Below are 26,748 nucleotides of genomic sequence, written 5' to 3' on the forward strand. Positions count from 1 at the left end.
TTTACTTCTTGTTATTTTTTCTCTATCTTCTTAAAAAACTCTTTTCAATAGTTCGCACGTAAAATTTGAACTGATAGTTTTTTTATAGTAAAATATACTCGATTATATGGATAGGAGATTGATATATGAGTAGAGTCGCTATTGTTAGTGCTAAACGTACCGCTATCGGTAGTTTTGGCGGTAGTCTTAAAGATATTCCAGCTGCAACACTTGGAGCTGAAGTTGTAAAAAAATCATTAGAGGAAATAAATCTAAGCCCTACCCTTGTTGACGAAGTAATCTTCGGCAATGTTCTTGGAGCTGGTCTTGGACAAAACATCGCTCGTCAAATCGCGATCTTTGCTGGTATTCCACAAGAAAAGAGTGCATTTGTCGTAAATAAGGTTTGCGGTTCTGGTCTAAAAAGCGTTGTTTTAGGCGCTCAATCTATTTTACTTGGTGACAATGATATCGTTGTTTGTGGCGGTGTAGAGAACATGAGCACTGCCCCTTATTACACAAAAGATGCACGTTTTGGTGCTAAACTAGGAAACTTCGAACTTGAAGATAGTATTATTCATGATGGTCTAACCGATGCTTTTGAAAATTATCATATGGGCATTACTGCGGAAAATATTGCTGAGCAATTTGCTATCAGTCGTGAGCAACAAGATGAATTCGCAGTTCTTAGTCAACAAAAAGCAAGCGCTGCTATTAAAAAAGGAAAATTCTCAAATGAAATAGTTCCTATTACGATAAAAACACGTAAAGAAGAAAAAGTTTTTGATACAGATGAATTTGTTCGTCCTAGTACTAATCTAGAATCTCTAGCAAAACTACGCCCAGCATTCAAAAAAGATGGAACTGTAACAGCTGGCAATGCTTCTGGTATTAATGATGGGGCTGCCTGCATTATTCTGATGTCTGAAAAACGTGCTAATGAGCTAGGCATTAATATCCTTGGATTTATCGATGGTTATGCTACCGCTGGATTAGATAATAAAGTTATGGGTCTTGGTCCAATACCCGCAACGAGAAAAGTTTTAGATAAACTGAATTTAACAACTGATGATATTGATTTATTCGAACTTAACGAAGCTTTTGCGGCACAATCGATAGCTGTTCTTAACGAACTTAATCTTGATACTGCTAAAGTTAATATCAATGGTGGTGCTATAGCTTTAGGTCACCCTATTGGAGCAAGCGGTTGCCGAATTCTTGTTACTTTAGTATATGAGCTAATCAATGAAAACAAAAACCGCGGACTATGTTCTCTTTGTATTGGTGGCGGTCAAGGTATTTCTGTGGTTATAAGCCGTGATTAAAAACTATTATAAGTAATATATAACTAGATTTATTGTTTCCTTCTATCAATTAGAATAACTAAATCTAGTTTTTTTAAGTTTAATTTAAGCTTCTATACTAAAATCTTATTGTCAAGAAACTTTTTTAACTTTAAACAGTCTAACTGTGGACTATTTACGAAAAATTGTATACAATAGTAATTGCGTAAACTTTTATTTGAATTCTTGGAGAGTTCGGTATATATTTAGGAAAAATTAGATTAATAGTAATCGAAAGGTAAAAGTAAAATGAAAATAGGAATTGATAAGATTGGGTTTGCAATGCCCGAGTACTATCTAGATATTCGTGACCTAGCAATAGCTCGTGGTATTGAACCTGATAAGTTTACTAAAGGTTTACTTCAATTAGAAATGAGTATTCCGCCAGTAAGCCAAGATATCGTTACACTTGGCGCTCAAGCTGCTTTTGAAATTTTAGATGATGAAGACTTAGAAAAAATAGATATGATTATAGTCGGAACAGAGTCTGGTATCGACCAAAGCAAAGCTTCTGCCGTGTTTATCCACGGACTATTAGATATTCAACCATTTGTGCGTGCTATCGAAGTAAAAGAAGCTTGTTATGGGGCTACTGCAGCTCTTGATTTCGCAAAAAATCATGTCTTGAATAATCCTGATTCAAGGGTACTTGTAATTGCGAGCGATATCGCTAAATATGGAATAAAATCTTCTGGAGAATCTACACAAGGAGCTGGTAGTTGCGCTATGCTTGTTACTAGTAATCCTCGTCTTCTAGAATTAAACAATGATAATCTTTGCCTTACTCGTGATGTCATGGATTTTTGGCGTCCCAACTATTCTCAATACGCTTTTGTTGAAGGAAAATTTTCAACTGAGCAATATCTTGGATGTCTAGAGAGTGTTTGGGCTAAATATTTAGAAAGAACAAAACAACAACTACAAGACTTTAGTGCGGTATGTTTACATCTACCATATCCAAAACTTGGTCTTAAAGGATTACAACTATTATTAGAACAAGAAAATAATGAATCTACAAAAGAAAACTTATTAGCACGTTTTAACGAATCTATTCTTTATAGCCAACGTGTTGGTAATATTTATACAGGTTCATTATTCTTAGGGCTATTATCTCTTCTTGAAAACAACACTACTCTTAAAGCAGGGGATAAAATCGCTCTTTATAGTTATGGTAGTGGTGCTGTTGCCGAAGTATTTGGTATGACGCTAGTCGAAGGTTATGAAAACCAATTAAAAACTAATAGACTTGAACAGTTTAATAATAGAAAACAAATCTCTGTTGATGAATATGAAAAAATGTTCTTTAGAGATACTACCGTTGATGAAGATGGTAATCTAGATATTTCTGATATTCGTGATGAAAGTCGTTTCGTCCTAGAAAAAATCGAGAATCACAAACGAATCTATAAAAAACAAATTTAAAAACTTAGTTAATTTTACACTAACTTATAAACCTCACTAACACCACTATTTATAAAGCTATTAGTTAATTGTTAGTGAGGTTTTTTCAAAAATTACCGAAAGGGAGGTTCCTATAATGAATAATTGGAGTGGATTTTATAAGAAAACTCGCGATGAACGTTTAAATGTTATTAAAGAAGCTAATATTTTAGATAATGATCATTTCAACTTACTGAACAGCAATTCTGTATTAGATTTTGAAACAGCTAATAATATGGTAGAAAATGTTGTCGGGACATTTTCTTTACCATTTAGTGTTGTTCCTAATTTTGTTGTTGATAAAAAAAGCTATCTAGTTCCTATGGTTACCGAAGAACCTTCTGTTATTGCTGCATGCAGCAATGCTGGAAAAATAGTTGAACGTTGCGGGGGATTTAGTACCACTATCCACGATAGAAAAATGATCGGACATATTGCGCTCTATGATATTAACGATATTGAGGCTACTTGCAATCTTGTCTTAGACAATAAAGAGCTTCTGCTTAAAACAGCAAATAAAGCTTATCCGTCTATAGTTAAGCGTGGCGGTGGTGCTTACGATTTAGAGGTTAAAGTTCTGACTGAGGATGATACTACTTTTGTAGTTGTTTATTTAATAGTTGATACTTTAGAAGCGATGGGGGCTAATATGCTTAACACTATGCTTGAGGCAGTAAAAATATCTCTTGAAAGTCTTACCGGTGGCGTTGCCCTTATGGCAATTTTATCTAATTACGCAACACGTTCTTTAGTTTCAAGTCGCTGTGAAATTCCATTTTCAAATCTTGGAGATAATGGAGAATACATTGCAAAACGTATAGAACTAGCGAGCAAGTTTGCTCAAGCAGATACTTATCGTGCAGCAACACACAACAAAGGAATTTTCAACGGTATCGACAGTATTGTTATCGCAAGCGGAAATGATTGGCGCGCTATTGAAGCTAGTTGCCAAAGTTGGGCAGCACGTAGCGGAAAATACAAAGGACTTTCTACTTGGACTTGTGACTTAGAAACACAAGTTTTAATCGGAGAACTGACATTACCTATGCCAGTAGCTAGTGTCGGTGGTTCTATCGGGATCAACCCTAGTGTAAAAGTTGCACGCGCTATGTTAGAAAATCCTGATGCGAAAACTTTGGCAAGCATTATCGTATCTATTGGACTTGCTCAAAACCTTGCTGCTTTACGTGCTTTAGTAGGTGATGGTATTCAAAAAGGCCATATGAAGCTACACGCAAAATCATTGGCTATTTTAGCAGGTGCAACTACTGATATTCTTGATGAAGTGGTTGAAAAGCTACGTGCTGAAAAGCACATGAACCTAGCTACTGCTAAAGAGATAGTAAATACATATAAAAAATAAGAAAAAATCGATGTAACTTAATTTTGTTACATCGATTTTTAGAATATTACCTTACGCAGCTCTCTTATATCCTGCTTTTTGTGCTGCTTCTTCCGAATTAAATACTAATAAGTTTTTAGCTGCTACCTGATTGTAAGACGGATGTTCAGGAGTATAGTACTGGCCACTTTTTTTACTTGCACGAACTACTACAGCTTTTTTAGCTTTCTCCTGCTTTTGCTTTTGTTCTTGCTCTTTTTTTATATCATTCATAGTCGCCTTCATTTCATTTTCTAGACTCTGTTTAGTTGCTGACGTCCTCGTTTGATTTTGAGATTTACCTTCTTCTGAAGCATCTCGTTTTTCATCTGCCTGCTCTTCAGTTTTTTTCTCGCGTTCTTCCTTCTTCTCTTGGAATGTTCTTATCTGCTCTTCTTTTTTTGCTTCACTGAAATGATTGCTTATCATCATAGTAAACGACAATACAAAAGCAGCTATTACCCCTAGCACCACTTTCTTAATCCTTGTTTTGCGTTGAATAAGTTTGATAACAGGCGGGCATAGTAATATAAAACTAAATATAAAGACAATCATTGCATATTCTGGTCCATGAGTAAAGACCATACTAAGCGATATAAACATAAATATCACAAATATAAACCATAAAACCATTTGTCCATGCTCTTTTATAAATTTATTCACGACTTTTCTCCTTAAATATTTTTCACTTTATATATTCTAACACTTTTTTCAAACTTATACAATTACTTTCAAATTGTTTCCCCAATTATAAAATTATTTTTTACAAGCAGTTTTGTTGTTTATTTTTAAAAATTTTCTTATAATTAACTTATATATATTGATTAAAAAAACCAGGAGGCTTATTACTATGACATTTAAATTACCTGAATTACCTTATGCTTTTGATTACTTAGAGCCTGTTATCGATGCTAAAACAATGGAAATTCACCACGGAAAACACCATGCGGCTTATGTTAATAATTTAAACGCAGCTTTAGAAAAACACCCAGAATTCGAAGCAAAATGTATTTGCAAATTGTTAAAAAATATTGACAGCGTTCCTGCCGACATCCGTCAAGCAGTTATTAATAACGGTGGTGGTCACGACAACCATAGACTATTTTGGAAATCACTAACTAAACCTGATTCTTCTGAATTTGGCGGTTTAGTTAAAGAAAAAATTGATGCTGAATTAGGTGGTTACGAAGAGTTTGTTAAAAGCTTCTCTGCTGCTGCAACTACAAGATTTGGCAGCGGTTGGGCATGGCTAGCTCTTGATAAAGATGGAAAATTAGTTGTTACTTCAACAGCTAACCAAGATTCTCCACACTTAACAGGACTTGTTCCAATTCTTGGACTAGATGTTTGGGAACATGCTTACTACCTAAACTATCAAAACCGTCGTCCAGACTATATTAAAGAATTCTTCCGTGTAGTTAACTGGGACTTCGTAAACGAACGCTTAGCTAAACAATTAGAAAAATTAGGAAAATAATATGACTAAAAAGAGGGCTTCTCCCTCTTTTTAATATCTATAATATTATAGATTACTTTATTAAATTTAATTTTTATAAACACGAGAATCTAGTCTTAGTGCCACGATTTTCTTATTTTATTGATAAATTAACTGGAGGATTTTACATGATTGTTAATTGGAAAGTTATAGCTGCCTTTATTGGTATAGCTATCTTTTATGAAATACTCGTAGTACTCTTATGGCTTGGTTTAAAATGGATGATTACTCCTTTTATTGCTCCAGGGTTAAAACTTTTTATTGCGATAATATTTTTTATCTTCGCAAATTTTTCTATTATCGGTTATCTATTACGTCTTGGTGCTCCTTGGGTCAACTACGGAAATATTTGGTTTTTCTACTTCCTAAACGGTGTTGTTTTAGGCATCGGACTTCTTATTATTAAATTGGTTCTAAAAATATTTAAAGTCAACTTAACACAAGGGTTTAGCTTAGGAATAACTACCGTATATCTTATATTTATGACTGCACTCGGCCTATTTTGGGCTTATTCTCCTGTGGTAATAAATCAAACTGTAAAAGTTGATAAACCACTTGATAAACCACTAAAGATAGCTATGGTTTCTGACCTACATCTTGGTACATTTTTTGGTAATGGTCAGTTGGAAAAACTAAATAAAATTATCTCTGAACAAAAACCTGATGCTGTAGTTATCGCAGGAGACCTTATGGATGATGACATGGTTATATACAAAAAGCATAATATGAAAGAAAACCTTAGCAAACTAAGTGCTCCACTTGGCATTTATACCGTTATGGGGAATCATGACCACGATACCCGTGCTATTACGGAAGAAGTTTCGAAAGCTGGTATTAAGGTGCTCCTAGATGAAAATTATGAACTTACATCTTATATTAACCTTGTTGGGCGTAACGACAAAACTGATCGCAATCGGAAATCTACTGAAGATATTTTAAAAAATGTGGATACTAACAAGACAACTATCTTAATTGATCATCAACCTACTGATATTGACCATCATAGCACCTTACCTATCGATGTTCAACTATCTGGTCATACTCATCATGGACAAATGTGGCCGATTAACTATATTACAAAGTATATTTACACACTGGACTATGGTTATAAAGAAATTAACGGTAGACATTTCTTTACATCAGCTGGTTACGGTTTTTGGGGACCTCCTTTCAAAACAACAGCTCGCAGTGAAGTTTGGATAATTACAATAGAAGGAAAATAAATAAAACCAGTAAGAAGTAACTCGAAATTATATTTTTTAACATCAATTTTATCGAGTAACTTTCTACTGGTTTATTTTATACATATTCAACCTACAGCTAATTAGATCAACTTTCTAAAACTATAAAATTAATCTCTTATAGAACCTAATTCTTATTGGTTCTCTTGTTCTCTTATGCTATCCCATAATTCTTTAGCTGTTTTCAAATCTATTTTATAATAATCTTTAATAATTTTTATATTAGCTACATCTCCTTGAGAATAGTCTACTATATCTCTTACATTAGAAAAATCCATTCCCTCTAATGTGCTTGGCTTAATATGTTCCCATAAGTTTTTAGCATCTAGAAGATTCAAACCATACGCTTCCCTTAACAATTTTATATTAGCTATATCTCCTTGAGATGTATCAATAACAGCTAATACTTCTTCTTTCTTTTCTTCCTTTATAAGTTCTTCATATTTTTCCTTACTTAAGCGAGCTTTCTCTTCCGCTTCTGGGTTTGGTGTTTTCGATCTAATTGAAAAGTATACGAAAAGGCATACTCCTAATATTATAATTAATCCTATTTTCATTATCTATTCTCCTAACCTATTTTCTTGTTTTTAGTATCTCCCACAGTTTTTTAGCATCAGCATAATTTAAGAAGTATTTCTTTCTTAACGCCGCAATATTAAATGTATCACTTTGGCTAAAATCTATTATGCTTTCTAATTCTTTTCTATAATTTTTCTCTTGTAATCTCTCGAATGCTTCTTTACTTTTAGCGTTTTGTTTATTTCTTTTATCGCGAATAGTTGCAACTATTGCATAAATAAAAATAAATCCAAGCATTATATAAACTGTATTCATATTCATAATTTAGCAACTCCTTTTAAAATAATCTATCACACTTAATTATATAGTTTTTCTCTTCTATTGTAAATATACACCCTTCTCAAAATTGATTTTTCCACTATAATTTGGTATCATTAATTGTACTTTGAATTAAAGGATTGGTAACTTATGAAATTTTTAACCGAAATTGATACCGAAAAATATACAGAATTTGTAAAAAATCATAAACTTGGGAACATGATGCAAGCGACAGAGTGGGCACAAATAAAAAACACCTGGGGTGTTGAGCACGTTGCTGTTGTTGATGATGATAACAATATTATCGCAGCCACTCAATTACTTACTAGAAAAGGTCTATGGTATGCCCCTCGTGGTCCTATTATGGATTATGATAATAAAGAACTTGTATCATTTTTTTTAGAAAATCTAAAAAAATATGCAAAAAATAAAACTGCAAAACTTGTTAAGTTGGACATTCCTGTTGCGATTAAAGATGAAAAACTCCACGAGTTTAAAGACATAAATGTAGAAAGAACAGATAATGAGCTTATAAAGGTATTTAAAAAATATGGATATAAGCATAAAGGATTCAGTCTTGATATGAGTAGCACTATCCAACCTCGTTTCAACACTGTAACTAAGCTAACTGCTGAAGTACCTGACCTTTTTCCTAAGGATACACGTCGTTTGATTCGTGATGCTGATAAAAAATTTGTTGAAGTACGTCGTTGTGGAAAAGAAAACTTAGATGATTTCTTGTTTGCTCTATCTTGCACAGAAAAAAGAAAAAACATCTCATTACGTGGACGTGAGTATTTCGAAAACTTATTAGATACTTTTGGAGATAATGCACTACTTTATATTTCATATATAAATATCGAAAAAGCACTAAAAGAATGCCAAATGCGTAAAGAAAATTTAGAACTAGAAATCGAAGAACTTGGAGAAAAATCTCCTAAGAAAAAACGCACTCTTATCGAGCAAGTAGCTGGAATAGAAAAATTAATAATATTGTTTAATACCCTTGAGATTGAAGATAAAACTAAAGACCAAGTAATTAGTGCAGCTATTACCATAGCCTATGGAAATCATGCGGAGATTATTTATGCGGGGATGAATGAAAGCTTTGCAAAATTACCTGCACAATACAAAGTATTCTCTGATACGATGAAAACAGCTCAAATGATGGGCATCAGTGAAGTATCGATGGGTGGAATCGAAGGGAATCTTAACGACAGCCTTCTTGGTTTCAAATCAAAATTCGCTCCTAATATAGTTGAATATTACGGAGAATTTGACCTAGTTCTTTCTCAATCATTCAACCTAATGTATAACTACGGTTTACCGCTTCGTAGAAAATTATTAAAACTTATAAAGCGCTAGTCAATAATCAAAAAATCCCTGTTGAACTTAGTTCTGCAGGGATTTAATCTTTTCTATTTAATTAATTTGAATACATCATTCAAGTTCTCAGCCATTGTTGGATGTGTGAAAATCTGATTTTTTAGATAAGTGTATGGAATTTTATTATCCATTGCCATTTTTATTATGTTTATAATCTCTTCAGAATTTTTTCCAAATAGTGTTGCACCAAGAATTAAATTAGTATCTTTATCAACTATTACTTTATATATACCTCTTTGATCCTGATTAACTGCTCCTCTTGGCATATTAGCAACTGGCAGACTTGCTACCGCTATGTTAGAGTAATTTTCTTCAGCTTCTGCTTGGTGAAGTCCTACATGAGATAATACTGGTGAAATAAATGTTGAGTAAGGAACATTTTTACGATTTGCTCTTGTATATTCCTTATTACCGTGAAGGTATCCATTTACCACTCTAAAGTCATCTAATGATACATATGTAAACTGTAAGCCACCATTAACATCACCAACTGCAAAAACATTCTCTACATTTGTTTGACAATAATCATCAACTTCTATAAAGCCTCTTTCATTTACTTTGATATCTGTATTTTCTAATCCAAGGTTTTCTGTGTTAGCTCGACGCCCTGTTGCATGTAAAAGAGCATCAAACTCTAACTCACCATATTTTTCTGTATCAACTACAACTTTTTCTCCATTATTACGAATTTCTTTTGTAGCTGTCCCTAATTTAAACGTTACTCCCGCTTCTTCTAAATAACCTTTGGCCATTTCAGCTATATCTTTATCTTCACGTCCTAATACAGTTGGTGCAAAATCAATAACAGTAACATCTACACCGAAACGTGCATATAAATTAGCAAACTCTATCCCAATATTTCCTCCACCAATAATTCCTAGAGTTTTTGGAGTAGACTCTAATTTTTGAAACTGTGTACTATCGTAAATATTTTTAGATGTTGTTAATCCTGGTATTGGTAGTACATTATTTTTTGCTCCCGTATTAATTACAACAATATCCCCTTCTAACTGCTTAGTTTCACCGTTTACCGAAATTTCCACTACTTTATTAGATACAAACTTCGCACTAGCCGTATAAACATCTATATTAGGGTTATTGTCAAGCATTGCGAAGTTTTTCGCATTAAGTTTAGATACAACAGTATCTCTAGTTGCTTTTGCCTCTTCAAAATCTTTTTTATTATCAGCAGCAACAATTAGAGTTTTTGTCGGTATGCATCCGATGTTGATACAAGTTCCACCGTACATCTCACTACTTTCTTCTACAACTGCTACTTTTTTCCCTTCATTTCCAAAAGTGGCAGCTAATGTTTTTCCTGCTTTTCCAAATCCAATTACTAATAAATCATATTTAATCATTATTTGACTCCTTTTGTCTCAATAAATATAGTCTGAAAGATATTAATATAGTATCTACCAAACTAATTATCTCTTTTTTTAAAATTTTAGTACTGTTTTCTAAAACTTACAACTTTTTTGCTCACAAATCATATATTCACTTTAATATATGATTTCTCCAAAATATAATTTGATATTACATCTGATTATGATATAATAATCTTTGTACAAATTTGAAAATTTATGGAGGAAGAAAAATGACACTACCTAATTGTCCAGAGTGTAATAGTGAATATACTTATGAAGACGGAAATATGTTAGTATGCCCTATGTGTGCTCATGAATGGTCACCAGAAGATGCTGCTAATGCTGAGGAAGAAAAAGTTTACCGTGACGCTAACGGTAACATTCTTCAAGATGGAGATACTGTTTCTGTAATTAAAGATTTAAAAGTTAAAGGAAGTTCTTCTACACTAAAACAAGGAACACGAGTTAAAAATATTCGTCTTGTAGATGGAGATCACAATATCGACTGCAAAATTGATGGTTTTGGTGCAATGAAACTAAAAAGTGAATTTGTTAAAAAAATATAAGTAGAAATAGGCAAAATATTTTGATGCCCTCCTTATTGGATATTAAGTTTCCAATAAAGAGGGTAATCTTTATATCTAATTCCTATATTTTTTTATTTTAACGAAATTTTCTGACAATTTCCCTTTACAAAACTCTTTTTTTCTTGTATAATGAACACATGTCTTTTTAAAAAATACAATTGTAGTTTTAAATGTAAAGATAACTTTGTATAAAGTTATCTATTTATATAAATTTTAAATAAATAAAGGAGAATATTATCATGAGTTTTTATAAAAAAATACCATTATTAGCAAAACTTATTTTAGCTGTTACTCTTGGGATTGCTTTAGGAAGCTTCCTTCCGACTTCTATTATTAGAGGATTCGTTACTTTCTCATCAATTTTCAGCTCATTCTTAGGATTTACTATCCCATTAATTATTGTAGGATTTATCGTACCAGGTATTAGCCAAGTGTCTAACAACGCAGGGAAACTTCTTGGGCTTTCTACTGGAGTTGCTTATATCTCTACACTTATCGCTGGAACATTCGCTTTCCTAGTAGCAAAAGTAACTTTACCTAACTTACTTGCTAACTCTACTTTACAAACTTTCCAAAACCCAGAAGATTTAATGCTTAAAGGTTATATCGAATTCAAAATGACACCTATCTTTGATGTCACAACAGCACTTATTATTTCATTTATTTTAGGTATTGGGATTTCAGCAACTAAATCTGAAGGTCTTAAACAAGGATTCAATGATTTTGGAGAAATTATTGAAAAATTACTTTCTTCATTAATTATTCCACTATTACCACTATATATCCTTGGGGTATTCATGAACATTACTGCTTCTGGTGAAGTATTCAAAATCTTAAAAATCTTCGCTTTAGTATTCGTTCTAATAATCTTATTACACTTTATAATTATTGCTATCCAATATGCTGTTGCAGGTTCAATGAACAAGAGAAACCCATTCAAGATGCTTGTTAAAATTTTACCAGCTTACATGACAGCTATCGGTACTCAATCATCAGCAGCTACTATCCCAGTTACACTAAAAAGTGCTAAAAACATGGGCGTTGACAAAAATATTGCAAACTTCACTATTCCGTTATTTGCAACTATTCACCTATCAGGTAGTACAATTACTTTAACTACTTGTGCCTCTGCTGTTTACTGGTTACAACACGGAGCTAGTTTCCCATCAGCTGTAGTTATGGTTAAATTCATTCTACTTCTAGGAGTAACAATGGTTGCTGCTCCTGGTGTCCCTGGTGGAGCTGTTATGGCTGCTCTTGGATTATTACAATCTGTTCTTGGATTCAACGAAATCATGCTATCTCTTATGATTGCTCTTTACATCACTCAAGATAGCTTTGGAACAGCATGTAACATCTCTGGAGACGGTGCTTTATCAGCTATCGTTGATAGATTGAATAGAGTATTCTTTAAAAAAGACAATCAAGAAGCATAATAAAAATCGGGCTTGAAACTAAATTCAAGTCCGGTTTTTTTATATTTATTTTTGTCTATCGCTATCTCTTAACATCTTATTTTTCTTATATAAATAATATGCTAAATTAACAATGACAAACAAAAGTAATAACCCTATACACAACGTTAGAATTGACACTATTACATTTCCATAATTCATAATTTTCACATCCTTTATATTTATTTTATTACTATATCATGAACTATTATTTATGCTTATTATTTATCTCATACTTCTATCTTTATTATATAAAAAAGGCATTAAATTTTCAAATATTCTCAATATACACTAACTAGCAAATATTCTTAACTCTCTTATTTAATTGAGAATCGGCATCTAAAAACCTCGATAAATAAATATTTTGAAACTCATCCCTCAACCACAAAGTAAATAAACAACATGAAGTTTTAAAAAATCATGTTGTTTATTTTAGTATTAATTTTTATTTCAATATAAATCTAAGTTTTACAGGATTGTGGTCGCTATATCTATAATCTTGGTCTAATGTTTTCACTTGTAATACTTCTATATTACCACTTGCGATAAAACCATCTATTAAAAACTCATATGTCCCATTAGAACCTTTTTCATACGGTTTATTGTTAAGTCGTGCTGATGGACGACTATTATCATAGTATAATTTGAACTTATCTTTTAACAATGTTTTATCGAATAATTCTGCTCGCCAAAGCTCCACCGGAGTTTTTTCTATTTCCTCTTTTGTTAAATCTCTAAGCTCCTGATTAAAATCAGCTCCTACTAAAACATAGTTTCCTTTGGCATATTCTTTTTCCATAAATTCTACGAGTTGTTTTGTCTGCGCTATTTTCCCTTTATTATCCTTATCATATGCATCTAAATGCGCATTAATAAGGACTAGCTTTTTATCACTATTTTCTATGTCACTGTAAATCACTGAAAAACCACGTTTTAAGTTCGCTAACCTCGTTGGGAAAGTAAATGGAATCGGCATTTGATATCTTTCAGCATCTTTTATATTAAATTTTGTAGAAGTGTAAATACCACTATTCACCTTTCCTAGTGGCGGTAATGGATAAGGGATATAAGAAACTCTAAAATTGTATGCAAAAATACTACTATTATCTAATTCTTTATCCAAATAGTTAACTTGATTAATATTATATGTACGTTTAGAATCAACATCAACTTCTTGTAAAAACGTAATATCAGCCGCTTCTTCTTTAATAATACGCGTAATATTGGTTAAATTGTTTTCTACATGCGCCTTATCAATCGGATGAACCATTTTTCCGCCATCCATAAAGAAATCAACATCTTTATCCATACCAAAGTATCCGACATTCCAATCTAACGCATTATACTCTGTATTTAACTTAACTACCTGTGTTTTCGCACTTTGGACAGCCGTTAACTTTTCAATATCCTGGGGTTTATACTCTGTAATCATTAAATAACCTACCAAGCCTGCAAATGCTAAGACACAAGCTAAAATAATACTACCTAATATTTTAATTATTTTTTTCATCACTCTACCTATAGAAAAGAGATTGGTGTTTTACCAACCCCCTCTTATAACCTTCCTTATTTTATTAATTAATACTCTTATTCTTGTTTTAGATCAAGAGGTTTTTTGTCACGTAATTGTGAAATAATAATCCCTACTAAAACAACCACCATACCAATACCCTCACGAAGTCCTATATGCTCGTTAAGGATAAGCACTCCACCTATAGCTGCAACTACCGATTCTAAACTCATAATAAGCGATGTTGTATGCGGTGGAATTTCTCTTTGGGCAATTATTTGCCCTGTATAACCTAAACCACTTGATAAAATACCAAGAGCAAGTAATGGAGACACCACACTAAGTATATCACCTAAGATAATTGTTTCTTTAATTAACGCTAGTCCTAAACTAAAGATAGCAACCACTACCAATTGAATTATCGATAAGAACATTGAGTTAACGCGTAACGCTGAATAATCAATAACGATAATATGTATCCCAAAGAAAATCGCACTGATAAAAACTATAATGTCCCCTAATTCCAGGCTAAATTCTTCTTTTACCGATAATAGATAGAACCCTACCACAGCTAAAATAAGTCCTATAATAAAGAATTTATTCAACTTGTTTCCTAAAAACATTCCGATAAACGGAACTATACAAATATACAGAACAGTAATAAAGCCCGCTTTTCCTGCTGTTGTCATCCCTATACCAATTTGCTGAATATACATGGCAAGAAATAACACTACACCGCACATAATACCTAACCAAAGTTTCTTAGAGGAACTAACTTCCCCCATCAATTTTGGAGCCTGACTCCTATAAAGGCTTGGTACTAAAACAGCCACCAGCGTTATAAATATAACAGCAATAAGAGATCTAAGCCCGACTACCGTAAGTGGTCCTAACACTTTACTCGCAATATTCTGCCAAATAAATGCTAATCCCCATATAATAACTACGCCTATTAATATTAATTCCGAAATAAATTTTCTCATAAAACACCTTTCCTAAATTTTTTTACTGAAAGCAAATATAATTTTTAAATTTATCAAAAGATATCTTTCACCACTATAATTTTATATTGTATTAAGAAAAAATTCAACTGTTTTAATAAAAATAATGGAATTATCATAATATTATATTTAGCTGATTAATTTATTGTTAATCGCACAAAAAGAACGGGGATAAACCCCGCTCTTTACTAATTTATTTATATGTTTTCTGCTTTTTGTTTAGTTATAGTTCAATATTTAACTAGATTAAGCTATACTTTATTATTAAATACTATTTAGCAATAATCACCGCTTCTTATATATCTATTAGTTTTGTTGGAATAGCTGGGTCTGTATCCATAATTACAATTTTATCATTACAATCTATCTTTTTATTCCCTGCTATTTCACAATCAATATCTTTGTTTTGTAACGTCATAGCTGCCGCCATACGAGCAAGCTCTTTTGTATTATTTTGTTCGCTAAGGTGTGCTAATAGGACGTTTTTCGTATTACTTCCAACTATTTTTGTTAAGTAATTGGCTGAGTCTGTATTAGATAAATGTCCTTTATCCGATAAGATACGCTGTTTTGTAGTCCATGGATACGGACCACTAAGCAAAACATTTTCTTCATGATTACTTTCATAAACCAATGTATGCGAGTCTTTGACATAATCCGCCATTTTATCTGAGATATATCCTGTATCTGTTAAAATACTTACCCTTTTACCATCTTTTTCAAAAGTGTAAAACTGAGGATTTGCTGCATCATGACTCACTCCGAAACTATTAACTACCAATCCATTAAATACCTTACTATCTTCTTTTTCAAAATGGAATTTTAAGTCAGGTTTTATCTCACCGATTTTACTCATATTATCCCAGGTAAGTTTATTAGCATAAACTGGAATATTATACTTACGAGCGAGAACACCAATACCCTTAATATGATCAATATGTTCATGTGTTACAAATATTGCATCGACATCCTTGATATCACGTCCTATTTGAGCAAGATTTTCTGTTATTTTCTTTCCAGTAAGTCCAACATCAACAAGGCAACGGAAATTATCATCTTCTATATAAACACTATTCCCACTGCTGCTACTGGCTAACACCGATAATTTCACGTTTCTACCTCCTCGATTTTTTTCATTTTTATATTATATCACTTTTTCAACGAGTTAGATAGTAATAAAGTTTTAGAGGAAATAATACTAAAAAATAATTCCATTAATTACCTCTAAGTAAAAAAATCACTAGCTTCAAAATATAAAAACGTATTAATAATCTATTAAACTATATACGTTTTTATAACTTATTCTTATTTTATTAAAACTAATACTATTTACTTTATTTTTTCTATTTATCCTATTACCTATAACATCCTCTATATTTTTCAATATTTTTTCATTATTTCTCCTTTCTATCTTTTTTAACCAATAAAATACCACAAAAAAATATTAAAAAAGCCTATTCTTATCGTTTTTTTCTTTTTAAACAACACACAAATAACACGAAATATTTCCTTATTATTTCCCAATGAACGTTTTTTCCTTTTTTATTAATTATTCCCCTTATTATAGTATACCATACTTAATGTTTATTTCGCATATACTATATAGTTTGTTGCTCTCTTTTTTATTCTTTTGCCACTTAGTAATCAATTATCAATTATCATTGATTTAACAACCTGGTTCCAAAATTACAAAAAAGGAACACCTTGTCTCGCCCCTGAAAGTTAGACCAAAAAATTTAACTTTTTGGGGGACGGTACAACAAGATATTCCTTTTTAACTTATTCTATTTCCCAAGCAATAACTTGAAGAAGTTTAATTTTTGTCCATATCTCAATGTAGCTGAACGATATACTTTAACACAAGCTATCGCTATAACAATCGTTGTTACTACTAAAATTCCATATGATGTTAACAGCTCCGTTATACTTACATGACTTATCGCATATCTTGTAAACATTACAAAGTATGAAGTAAGAGGGAAGTAAGATAAGATTTCTGCTAGTTTAGTATCACCTGAAGAACTCATAATATAATAATCTACGAAGAATGCAGCCATAAATAATAGCATCGGTATAGTTACCGCTCCATTGACATCTTCTACCTTACTAACTAATGAAGCAAATGCTGCGTACATAAACATAAACATTACAAATCCAGTTAGAGTAAAGACTAATCCTATACCTATTACCTTGTAATCAAGATTATTAACGATAACTTTTATTCCCTCACTATATCTTTGCATATTTATCTTCATTCCAACGAACAATCCGCCTATAGCCAAAGCCATTTGAATTAGAACTGCAATAGATAACGCAAAAACTTTTCCTAGAATTAACGTTCTTGGATTAACCGTCACAATCAATAATTCCATTGCACGATTACTTTTTTCTTTAACAACATTCATCGCGACAACACTACCGAATTGCACTACGGTCATGTAAATAACAAATGTTAAAACATAAACAACCGCTACTTTAACACCTTGAGCTACCATATCAGAATCTCCACTAACATTAACTAGAGTCGGTTTCGGAACAGCCGCTTTAACTTGATTTACCTTATCATAATCAAGGCCACTTTGTTTATAAACATACTTTTCTACATTTTTTCCAAATGCTTCTTGGAAATTACTTGAAGACCCACTAAAAATACTACGTTTTGATAAATACTCGTATCTTTCTTTTGTTAAAACTACTCCCTCATCAAGTTTGCCTTCTTTAACATCTTTTTCCAACTCTGATCGAGAATCGTACTTTTTAGCATCTTTTATATCTTGTAAATTAAGGTCTACCTCTTTTACTACATAACCACTACGTTCAAAATTGTCATTGCTTTGTCCTTTGAAAAGGTTACTATTAGCTATAGTAGGAATAAAAGTTACCCCTATCGCAACAACAAAATAAATTGCCATTACAACTTTCGTTGATGTTTTTCCGAAAAATTGTTTAAGTTCAAAATTAAATACTGTGCTAAAATTTTTCATAATTATTTACCTACCTGACTTACAAAAATTTCTTCCAATGATGGTTTATAAAGTTTAAATTCTTCTACATTAAAGCTACTTCCTGATAATTTAGCAAGCAACTCTTTCTTAGCGCCTTCTTCTTTAAAATCAAGAAGTACTCCCTCTGGTACTAAGCTGTATTCTATTCCCATTGGAATAGATTTTAAATTAGCAAGCAACTCTTCTTTTTCTAAATTACTAACGCTTAAAATCATTTTCCCATGACCAAGTTGTTTTTTAATATAATCTAAGTTTCCGCTTAAAACAATTTCCCCTTGTTCCAAAATATTAATATCTTCACAAAATGTTTCTACAACCGGCATTTGGTGAGATGAGAAGATTACAAGTTTATCTTTTTTGATAAATTCTGTTATAATCTCTTTTAACTTCCCTACGTTAACTGGGTCTAACCCACTAAACGGCTCGTCAAAAACTAATATATCAGGATCATTCATAACACTTTGGATAATTTGAATTTTTTGAGCGTTCCCTTTTGACAAAGTTTTCAAAGCTTGTTTATTATCTTCTAACTCAAAAAAGTCTAGCCATTTTTTTGCTTCATCTCTAGCAGCTTTTTTCGTCATACCTTTTAGCATTCCGAAGTAGGCCAACTGGTCTACCAATCCAACACCATCGTACATACCACGTTCTTCAGGTAGATATCCGATTTTTACCTTGCTGTGGTCAAGAGGTTTTCCATCAAGTAAGATTTCTCCTTTATCCGGTTTAAAAATATCAAGTAAAACTCTAAAACTTGTAGTCTTACCACTACCATTACGCCCCAAATATCCATTTGCTACTCCACTTTTCGCTGTGAAATTAATTCCTTTAAGAACTTTTTTATCCCCGAAGCTCTTTTCTATATTTCTAAATTCTAAAATCATAGTTATTCTCCTTTTTATTTATACATTATATTTTTAAATAATTTATTTAAAATCTTTTATAATATAAACCTTTAACTCCCGTCAATATTTTTCTTACACGCTCGTCTAAGTTTTAAAAATTTTGGTATAAAAATCATTAATCCTCCTAAACCAAAACCTCCAAGTGCACTACATAAAGCTGTAACGACCTTCCCTGCTGTCTCACCTATATAACTATCTACCCTATTCGAAAAACCTGCTAACAAAAGACCAATAATAAACATGTAAAAAAATCTAAAAACTCTATATTTGATAATTTCGTATTCAGTTTCCTCATCACTAAAAATTGGATAAGAATTTTCGTCTCCTTCTGCAAGTCTTAGAAAATATGTTAATTTAATCTTATAGAGACGCCATCCAGCCGCTTTATAATATTCCGTTACTTCAGGGGAGAAGTTTTTATCATAGATGAACTTGTACTTCTTTGGCTTAGTGTTTGTTTTTTTCATTCTTACGATTACAAAATAACAATTATCATATTCATAACCTTCTTGGCTAAGTTCTGTCATTTTTTGCTCAACCTGATCATAACTAGTCCATATTGTTATATATTTGTACTTCGGCATCTAACCCTCTCCTTTCTCAGCTATTTTATATTTAATATAAAAATAAATATTTAAAAATACTAATGCTACCGTTCCGCCACAAAACATGCCTTGAACAAATTCAAACATGTGACTCTTCATAATGCTATACTCATTCCCTAACAAAACCAATATAGTAATAAAAATACATACTAAATTTAGTTTTAACGTGAATTTTAGACGATATTTCCACATTTCTATTTCACCTATATTATCAGTATATAAATCTACCGCATCAGATTCACCTCTTAATATTTGCCAAAAAAAGCTATTTCTTATTAACTTCCAACCATTTTCCTGATAGAATACTTTTTTTTCTTTTGTAAACCTTCTATCATAAACTAATTCATATCTATAGTTTTTTGGCTCTCCCTTTTTTAGTATTATAAAAAATGCCACCCACTTTTTATAGTGCCACCCTTGCGAGCTATAATATTCCATTCTTTTCAGAAATTGGCTATTCTTTAATGCAAACGCATGAACTATTTTATATTTACTCATGATATCCACCCCTTAAAAGATCATCAGCAACATTTAATAAAAACTTCCTTTTTTCAAAGTCTTTCATCAGCACTTCGTAACCCTTTTTTGTTATGTGATATTCTTTTTTAGAATTGTCTATATCCTTTTCTTCTATCCAATTTACTCCAACCATTTTCCCTAGTGTAGTATACATTGTCGCTGGGCCTATAATAATACTATTATTAGTAATCTCAGCAACTTTTTGCATTATCATATATCCGTGAATAGGATTGGTTAGAACCAATAATGTAAAAAATATACTATCTGTTAGCTCGCCACTTTCATAAGGACTTGCCTTTGCCATGATTTATCGCCTCCTTTTTTTGATAATAAAACTTATAAGTGCAACTGGAAAATTCCTACACACCTTTAACAAAAATTATATTTCCTCATATATCAATCATCGATATATCTATCTTCGATATAAGTATATATCAATCATCGATATATGTCAATAGTATTTTTGTCTTATTTTCAACCTTATCTAGTCTCGCCCCCTTTTATAATTATTTATAATTTATCTAGTAATATATTTTGTTTTATGTTAGAATATGGATATCAATTTAATTTTTAAATTATTTTATAAGGAAAGGTGATATCATGAAATCAATAAGAAAATATCTTTTAATTATTGCTGCAGCATTGCTTGCTGTAACTCTTTCTGCTTGTAGTAAAGTAACAGCAGAAGAAGCTATCAACAAATCTACAGAGGCGTCTAAAAATCTAAAAAATACAGAGTTTGTCTCTTCTAATGTTTCTGAAATAGTTATTGGGGATCAAACTCAAAAAATAGAAAATAAAGTATCAGGATCTCTAATTTTAGAGCCATTCACTATGCATGCTACTACTGAGATCAAAACTCAAAACAAATCTCAAACATTAGAGATGTATATTAAAGACAATGTTGCATATGCAAAAGCTACTGGACAAGATACTTGGGTAAAAAGTTCTAATAACAACATAACTACTCAATTTGATAATCTTAAAAAGATTGCTAATTCAGAAAAAGTTATGGAATTCTACAAAAAAATTGCTAAAGACTTTAAAATAACTGAAGAAAAAGGTAACTACGTTCTTACATATAGCGGTAATGGTGATCAATTTAGAGAACTTATGGTTGCTATTGCTAACTCTTCTGGTGGACAAGTAAAAGAAGATGCGTTTAAAAACGTAGAATTTAAAAACGTTACTATCAAATTTGTTGTAAATAAAGACTTTATGCCAGTCAGCAACGAAACAATTATGGAAGTTGCTACTAAAAACACAGAAAAACCTACTACAATGAAAATAACTCAAAATACTAGTTATTCTAATATAAATAAAGTAGATAGTATCAATGTTCCTGAAGAAGCTAAAAATGCTAAAGAAATCGGTAGAAACTAAAATCCTTGATATATAGGTAAAACTAAATAACTTCGAAAGTTAATATTACTTTCGAAGTTATTTTTATACAATCAAAGTCTTACTTTAGAAAAATGATTTCTATATAACTGTTTTTTTAATAATACAATATTAATCTTCTTTTTTCCATTTTCGAAGAGTTAGCACTCCTAATACCACCAATAACCCGAACCAAGATCCATAATATACCCCTTTATCCATACTGATTCCTGTATTTGATAGTTTCCCTTTAAACGGCTTCTCTCCATTATTACTACCGTTATTATTGTTGTTATTGCTATTGTTGCCATCATTGTTAACTTTTTCTATAACCGTTACAGTAGATTTTGCAGTTGCACTAGCGCCATCTTTATCTGTCACTTTAAATGTAACAATATACTTTCCTACTTTGTCCTTATCAAAACCGCCATTATCAACAAGTTTTACCTTATTAGTCAGATTCCCGTCCTCTTTATCAGTAGCCGAAACAACAAGACCCATTAAGTCTAAATTCTCACCTTTATTAATTGTAGCATCTTTAACCTTAAGAACAGGGGCTTCATTAGTAGACTTATCCACTTTAAAAGTATAAGAAATTAGATTTTGCTTATCAGTTGCGACAGCCGAATCTCTTCCTGCACTACTTTGTTTAGCTGCGAAGAAGTATGCAGCACGAGCATCATTTGGTCCACTTCCATTTTTATTTATTGCTATAGTTTTAGAGTCTGTAGATAGTTCATCTTGAACTCCAACAACACTACCTGTAATTGATAGGTTTTTATTTGTAGCAACAGTATCTTCCACTAATAAACCATTAATACTAACCGTTACTCTTTTAATTTGTTTAAGCAGTGCATAATATTCTTGAGCGGTCATATAACCTTTAGTTTCTTGAATCTTACGTAATCTTATAACAATCTTACCATCAATAATTTCTTTTTTTACAGAAAAGTTAGGCAATCCTGTCACTGATATTTGAGCAGTATCCGGAACACTAACCCCCTGAGGAATATTTAATATAAATAATAATTCAGCATCTGTAGCTCTATACCCTTCTGTACCATTAGTTTTCCACTCCATTCTTGCTGATGGTCCATTTATATTTCCCCAAAATCTTATATTTTGCCACTTGCTAAAGTTGCTTAAATCAACACTAAAATCTAAATTTAACTTTTCTCCAACTTTATGAGTTGCTACAGCATTATTCTGAGTATTTCCATTAACAGCAATATCTCCATAAACATTTAATTGATCTCTTGTTCTAATAAAGTCCGTTGCAAAGTCAAAGTTAAACGGATTATGATACTTGCCATCTTGGAAATTTGGATCTCCACTAGGATTAATACTTTCTATAAGTTCTGGCTGTGAAAGTTCATCAAATATATCTACTCCCCTCATATATGTCAATGTATTCACATTTTTATATATCCCTGTACTTGGTGAATTGGCAGTAACTGATAGCTGAGAGTTCTTAAGAACACCATCCTGTAACTTCATCAAATATTTAGGATACACACCTCCATAAATAGAATTATCTTTTTCTATCTCCGCCCAGTAATTTTCTGCTACAGCTGTATCTGCATCTGGAACGCCACTAGCATAACCTTTCATTGATGAAAATACTGAAGTAGAAACTAAAAGAGCTGCTAAAGAAGATATTATTTTATTAGTTTTTTTCATTATTTTTCTCCTTACTATCTAATCACATTAAACTCAGTGCTAGATTTTATATTTACAATATTAGCTCCATATCCAAATATACCCCCATATTTGTACAATTGACAATCTCCTTTTGCACTTATTGTACCAAGTTTAGCTACTGTTTGATTAGTTATATCCACAGAATATGGGATATTAACTTTAATAAGATGACCTAACGTACCTTTCTCTTTTTCATATAAACTAAAGAATCCCTTATAATCATTCCAATTACCTAAAAAGAATCTGAATGTAACAGAATTAGTTGCTTTATTATATGATTTTTCTATTTTCCCTATAGTCGCTGTATTTTCCGTTGCAGTAATATTTTTTTCATCTATTACAAAACTTTTAGGAAATGTCACCGTATATCTTATCGATGGAAATGCTTGGCCATAATCAAACATAACTAGATTCTCATAACGTTTCCCAAAAATCCAATCTTTTTTATTTTTAAAATCTGCCACATACTTATTATAAGCCCCTTCAAACAAGTCACTAGCTTCTACAGATCCCCCTACATTACCTTCGTAGAAGACCTTATTCCCCTTTTTCACTTCTTTACCTATATTATATGATGTACTAGATAAATCTACTTCTCCTATGATTTTATTTGCTTTTTCACTATATTTACTCACTATATTATTAGCGGCAAATGCAGGTGTAGAGCTTACAAACATCCCTAATGCTACAGCTAACCCTGTCATTAATCCGGCTACTTTCTTTAATGCTTTTACCATTATTTTTCCTCCTACTTTGTTTATAATAATTAGAATAACTATAAAAATTTTATACTATAACAACTCTCTAAAAAATATATACTCCCCTCGATTTAACTATTTTTATAACTAGGGCAGTCATTATTTATAAATTTATTTTTATATTACTTTCATTTTAACAAATGCTATAACTTTTTTCAATTAATAACCAAATCCCTCGTTATATAACAAAGTATATTTTTTATAACTGAACAAACTTTTACTTTTATAAGTAAATATCAAATCAATTTACAGAAACCTTTTCATTTAGTATAATAATGTAGATAATATATTAGGAGGTTTTATTTTTTATAGTTATAGCGCCCGAACTAAGCTCTAACGGTTAAACTGAGTTTAGTTGACGAGGAAAAAAGTTATCGAAAATTCGGCGGATGCTTTTTCGGAATTTAAGAGTTTCGTTAAATAATGTACAATGGGGTACACCTTTATATTTTTAGGAACGAAGTGACGTGAAAATATTTAGGTGTAGCGTATGCAACGGCAACTTAGTTTTTAAGGAAAGATTGACGTAAAAAACTCTAGTTGCAACTGCTGGGGTACACCTTTATATTTTTAGGAACAAAGTGACGTAAAAATATTTAACATCAGATTTTAAAGTTACCCTCAAAATCATTATTATCTCTTAATTTAAAGTAGTTACTAATTAATATTAAAAAGGATGTTGTTTGTACTTTCAAACTATCAAATAGGTTATAAATACTTAATTATACTTGTTACTTTCGAACATTGCAAAAAGTTTTTAGAGTCATTTTAACCTTTTCTTAAGTTATTCTTATAAAATTAGTAAATATACTTTTTAAAATAATTATTAAAAAAAGCGAGGAATTTTTTATATGTGTGGTATTGTAGGATTTGTTGGAGAGACAAACGGGGTTAGATTCTTAATTGATGGGCTTAGCAGCCTTGAGTATCGTGGTTACGATTCAGCTGGTATCGCTGGAGTTGTTAACGATGAAGCAAAAGTTATTAAAGCTGTAGGTCGTATTAAAAACCTAGAGGAACTTATCCCTGAGAATCTTCATATTGAACTTGGAATCGGACATACACGATGGGCTACTCATGGTGGGGTTAACGTTACTAACTCACACCCTCATCAAAGCTTTAACAAACGCTTTGTTTTAGTCCATAACGGTGTTATCGAAAACTTCCAAGAATTAAAAGATAGATTTTTCAAAGGAGTAGATCTTGTTTCTGAGACTGATACTGAAGTTATCGTTCAACTTATTCAAGTTTATAGCGATCGTGGAATGAGTACTAAAGACGCATTCAAAAAAGCAGTATCAAAATTACAAGGGTCTTATGCACTTTGTTTAATCGATACTAAAGAAGCTAATACTCTATATGTAGCAAAAAATAAAAGTCCATTATTAATCGGACTTGGCGATGGAAATAAAAACTTTGTTGGTAGTGATGCCCTTGCGATGATTAAATACACTAACGACTTTTTAGAAATTAACGACGGAGAAATAGTTATTGTTAAAAAAGATAGCGTAACTATTGAAGATAAAGATGGGAATGTAATAAATCGCGACAGCTTCTCTACTAATCTAGATGCTGGAGAAATCGACAAAGGTATTCACGAACACTATATGATTAAAGAAATCAATGAACAAGTAGGAGCTATGCGTAATATCATCTCACACTACTTTGATGGACATAATATCAATATAGATTATAATATTATTAACAATATTAAAGAAGCTGATAGACTTTATATCATTGGTTGTGGAACAAGTTATAATGCTGGTTTAGTAGGTCGTGCCTACTTTGAAAAATGGGCAGGAATCCCAACAGAAGTTCACCTTGCATCAGAATTTGCATACAATGTTCCACTTCTTTCTAAAAAACCAATGTTTATATTCTTATCACAATCAGGAGAAACAGCCGATCTTCGTGCAGTATTAACGAAATTACGAAGTGTAAATCCTGATTATAAGTTTTTAGTATTGACTAATGTGGACGCTTCTACATTAGCTCGTGAATGTGATTATACACTACTACTTCACGCAGGTGTTGAAATTGCTGTTGCATCTACAAAAGCATACACAGCGCAAATTGCGACACTAAGTATTTTAGCATATGAGGTAGCACATAAACTAAACATGCAGCCAAAATTTGATATTGAACAAGAACTATCAGTAATTACATCAGCTATTGAATCTATTTTAGATGATGCTAAAACTATTAAAGATTTAGCAAAAGATTTATTTACAGAACGTAATGCATTTTATATCGGACGTGGAACTGACTATTATAGCGCTTGTGAAGCTGCCCTTAAACTGAAAGAAGTTTCTTATATTCAAACTGAAGGTTTCGCCGGTGGAGAATTAAAACATGGAACAATTGCTCTTATCGAGGAAAAAACTCCGGTAGTTGCACTTATTACTAATACTAAGTTAGATCTTAATACACGTAGTAATGTTAGTGAAGTAGCTAGCCGTGGAGCTAATACCCTAATAATTACATTAGAAAAATTAGCACGCAAAGGTGATTACGCTATTCCTAATGTTAACGAAGATCTTGCACCTATCGCAAGTATCGTCGTAACTCAACTATTTGCTTATTACGCGGCAGTAGCACGTGGTTTAGATGTAGATAAACCTCGTAATTTAGCAAAAAGTGTTACAGTTGAATAATTAATAAAAAACCAGGATTACTACTTTTTAGTAATTCTGGTTTTTGTTATTTTCTAGTAGAGTAGAACAAGTTAATACTATACTTAACATGTCTACTCTACTTTATAATTTTATAAAATCTATTATTTATTATTTTTACGTCTTGCTGCTAGTAATGCTGCCATCGCTAGAATTGATAATCCTGCTACTACTGCATTGTT

General features: G+C 31.7%; 26 protein-coding genes. 10 read left to right on the top strand and 16 right to left on the bottom strand.

The genetic code is table 11. The features are described 5' to 3' along the window. The first annotated feature begins 125 nt into the window (after positions 1-125). From O3802_RS07330 to O3802_RS07340, 3 genes are all read left to right on the top strand, one after another. Positions 126-1,304 (top strand): acetyl-CoA C-acetyltransferase, encoded by a 1,179-nt coding sequence (locus tag O3802_RS07330; protein WP_371458949.1) that lies wholly within the window; start codon positions 126-128, stop codon positions 1,302-1,304. Positions 1,305-1,571: 267 nt separating this feature from the next. Further along, positions 1,572-2,744, top strand: a complete 1,173-nt coding sequence (locus tag O3802_RS07335) for a hydroxymethylglutaryl-CoA synthase (protein WP_371458950.1) — start codon at positions 1,572-1,574, stop codon at positions 2,742-2,744. 115 nt (positions 2,745-2,859) lie between these two features. Further along, positions 2,860-4,125: a hydroxymethylglutaryl-CoA reductase, degradative gene (locus O3802_RS07340; RefSeq protein WP_371458951.1), complete on the top strand. Its 1,266-nt coding sequence runs from the start codon at positions 2,860-2,862 to the stop codon at positions 4,123-4,125. A gap of 51 nt (positions 4,126-4,176) precedes the next feature. On the opposite strand, the gene O3802_RS07345 is transcribed toward O3802_RS07340, so the two are convergent. Continuing rightward, entirely contained in the window at positions 4,177-4,806 is a 630-nt protein-coding gene (locus O3802_RS07345) for a sunset domain-containing protein (protein ID WP_371458952.1), read from the bottom strand. Positions 4,807-4,993: 187 nt separating this feature from the next. Here O3802_RS07345 and O3802_RS07350 point away from each other — a divergent pair, with 187 nt between their 5' ends. Both O3802_RS07350 and O3802_RS07355 read left to right on the top strand, forming a co-directional pair. After that, entirely contained in the window at positions 4,994-5,620 is a 627-nt protein-coding gene (locus O3802_RS07350; RefSeq protein ID WP_371458953.1) for a superoxide dismutase, read from the top strand. Between the two features lie 146 nt (positions 5,621-5,766). Then, positions 5,767-6,861, top strand: a complete 1,095-nt coding sequence (locus O3802_RS07355) for a metallophosphoesterase (protein WP_371458954.1) — start codon at positions 5,767-5,769, stop codon at positions 6,859-6,861. Between the two features lie 152 nt (positions 6,862-7,013). On the opposite strand, the gene O3802_RS07360 is transcribed toward O3802_RS07355, so the two are convergent. Then, positions 7,014-7,436 (bottom strand): hypothetical protein, encoded by a 423-nt coding sequence (locus O3802_RS07360; RefSeq protein ID WP_371458955.1) that lies wholly within the window; start codon positions 7,434-7,436, stop codon positions 7,014-7,016. Positions 7,437-7,452: 16 nt separating this feature from the next. After that, on the bottom strand, positions 7,453-7,719 hold the full coding sequence (locus tag O3802_RS07365) for a hypothetical protein (RefSeq protein ID WP_371458956.1): 267 nt from the start codon (positions 7,717-7,719) through the stop codon (positions 7,453-7,455). 147 nt (positions 7,720-7,866) lie between these two features. Between O3802_RS07365 and O3802_RS07370 the strand changes: the two genes are divergently transcribed. After that, complete coding sequence (locus tag O3802_RS07370) at positions 7,867-9,081, top strand: peptidoglycan bridge formation glycyltransferase FemA/FemB family protein (protein WP_371458957.1); 1,215 nt, start codon at positions 7,867-7,869, stop codon at positions 9,079-9,081. Positions 9,082-9,134: 53 nt separating this feature from the next. Here O3802_RS07370 and O3802_RS07375 read toward each other — a convergent pair whose 3' ends face one another. After that, positions 9,135-10,463: an FAD-containing oxidoreductase gene (locus O3802_RS07375; RefSeq protein WP_371458958.1), complete on the bottom strand. Its 1,329-nt coding sequence runs from the start codon at positions 10,461-10,463 to the stop codon at positions 9,135-9,137. A gap of 236 nt (positions 10,464-10,699) precedes the next feature. Between O3802_RS07375 and O3802_RS07380 the strand changes: the two genes are divergently transcribed. Continuing rightward, positions 10,700-11,035 carry a zinc ribbon domain-containing protein YjdM gene (locus O3802_RS07380; RefSeq protein ID WP_111742593.1) on the top strand — a complete coding sequence of 112 codons (336 nt, stop codon included), beginning with the start codon at positions 10,700-10,702 and terminating at the stop codon, positions 11,033-11,035. Positions 11,036-11,295: 260 nt separating this feature from the next. Continuing rightward, the gene (locus tag O3802_RS07385; RefSeq protein ID WP_371458959.1) at positions 11,296-12,492 is read left to right on the top strand and encodes a dicarboxylate/amino acid:cation symporter; all 1,197 of its coding nucleotides are present in this window, start codon (positions 11,296-11,298) and stop codon (positions 12,490-12,492) included. Between the two features lie 45 nt (positions 12,493-12,537). On the opposite strand, the gene O3802_RS07390 is transcribed toward O3802_RS07385, so the two are convergent. The 9 genes from O3802_RS07390 to O3802_RS07430 all read right to left on the bottom strand — a co-directional run bounded on the left by O3802_RS07390 (position 12,538) and on the right by O3802_RS07430 (position 20,359). Continuing rightward, complete coding sequence (locus tag O3802_RS07390; protein ID WP_371458960.1) at positions 12,538-12,672, bottom strand: hypothetical protein; 135 nt, start codon at positions 12,670-12,672, stop codon at positions 12,538-12,540. A 283-nt stretch (positions 12,673-12,955) separates the two neighbouring features. Beyond that, a complete protein-coding gene (locus O3802_RS07395; protein WP_371458961.1) occupies positions 12,956-14,020 on the bottom strand; it encodes an endonuclease/exonuclease/phosphatase family protein in 1,065 nt (354 codons plus the stop codon). Between the two features lie 77 nt (positions 14,021-14,097). Then, positions 14,098-15,003 (bottom strand): DMT family transporter, encoded by a 906-nt coding sequence (locus tag O3802_RS07400; protein ID WP_371458962.1) that lies wholly within the window; start codon positions 15,001-15,003, stop codon positions 14,098-14,100. 313 nt (positions 15,004-15,316) lie between these two features. Beyond that, a complete protein-coding gene (locus O3802_RS07405) occupies positions 15,317-16,132 on the bottom strand; it encodes an MBL fold metallo-hydrolase (protein ID WP_371458963.1) in 816 nt (271 codons plus the stop codon). A 673-nt stretch (positions 16,133-16,805) separates the two neighbouring features. Beyond that, complete coding sequence (locus tag O3802_RS07410; protein ID WP_371458964.1) at positions 16,806-18,005, bottom strand: ABC transporter permease; 1,200 nt, start codon at positions 18,003-18,005, stop codon at positions 16,806-16,808. Between the two features lie 2 nt (positions 18,006-18,007). After that, positions 18,008-18,910 (bottom strand): ABC transporter ATP-binding protein, encoded by a 903-nt coding sequence (locus tag O3802_RS07415; RefSeq protein ID WP_111742582.1) that lies wholly within the window; start codon positions 18,908-18,910, stop codon positions 18,008-18,010. Between the two features lie 71 nt (positions 18,911-18,981). After that, the gene (locus O3802_RS07420) at positions 18,982-19,515 is read right to left on the bottom strand and encodes a hypothetical protein (RefSeq protein WP_371458965.1); all 534 of its coding nucleotides are present in this window, start codon (positions 19,513-19,515) and stop codon (positions 18,982-18,984) included. Beyond that, entirely contained in the window at positions 19,516-20,034 is a 519-nt protein-coding gene (locus tag O3802_RS07425; protein ID WP_371458966.1) for a DUF2812 domain-containing protein, read from the bottom strand. It abuts the gene before it with no gap. After that, positions 20,027-20,359, bottom strand: coding sequence for a PadR family transcriptional regulator (locus O3802_RS07430; RefSeq protein WP_276766672.1), 333 nt, complete (start codon positions 20,357-20,359; stop codon positions 20,027-20,029). The genes O3802_RS07425 and O3802_RS07430 overlap by 8 nt, the downstream gene beginning before the upstream one ends. A 296-nt stretch (positions 20,360-20,655) precedes the next feature. On the opposite strand from O3802_RS07430, the gene O3802_RS07435 reads away from it, so the two are divergent. After that, positions 20,656-21,438 carry a DUF6612 family protein gene (locus O3802_RS07435; RefSeq protein WP_371458967.1) on the top strand — a complete coding sequence of 261 codons (783 nt, stop codon included), beginning with the start codon at positions 20,656-20,658 and terminating at the stop codon, positions 21,436-21,438. A gap of 129 nt (positions 21,439-21,567) precedes the next feature. On the opposite strand, the gene O3802_RS07440 is transcribed toward O3802_RS07435, so the two are convergent. Then, positions 21,568-23,115 (bottom strand): immunoglobulin-like domain-containing protein, encoded by a 1,548-nt coding sequence (locus O3802_RS07440; RefSeq protein ID WP_371458968.1) that lies wholly within the window; start codon positions 23,113-23,115, stop codon positions 21,568-21,570. Positions 23,116-23,129: 14 nt separating this feature from the next. Beyond that, positions 23,130-23,873, bottom strand: a complete 744-nt coding sequence (locus O3802_RS07445; protein ID WP_371458969.1) for a hypothetical protein — start codon at positions 23,871-23,873, stop codon at positions 23,130-23,132. A gap of 872 nt (positions 23,874-24,745) precedes the next feature. On the opposite strand from O3802_RS07445, the gene glmS reads away from it, so the two are divergent. Further along, entirely contained in the window at positions 24,746-26,548 is a 1,803-nt protein-coding gene (glmS, locus tag O3802_RS07450) for a glutamine--fructose-6-phosphate transaminase (isomerizing) (RefSeq protein WP_371458970.1), read from the top strand. A 122-nt stretch (positions 26,549-26,670) separates the two neighbouring features. Here glmS and O3802_RS07455 read toward each other — a convergent pair. Continuing rightward, a partial coding sequence (locus tag O3802_RS07455; protein ID WP_371458971.1) for an LPXTG cell wall anchor domain-containing protein occupies positions 26,671-26,748 on the bottom strand: 78 nt, incomplete at its 5' end.

The organism is Gemella sp. 27098_8_92, from assembly GCF_041433685.1.
Classification (GTDB): Bacteria; Bacillota; Bacilli; order Staphylococcales; family Gemellaceae; genus Gemella.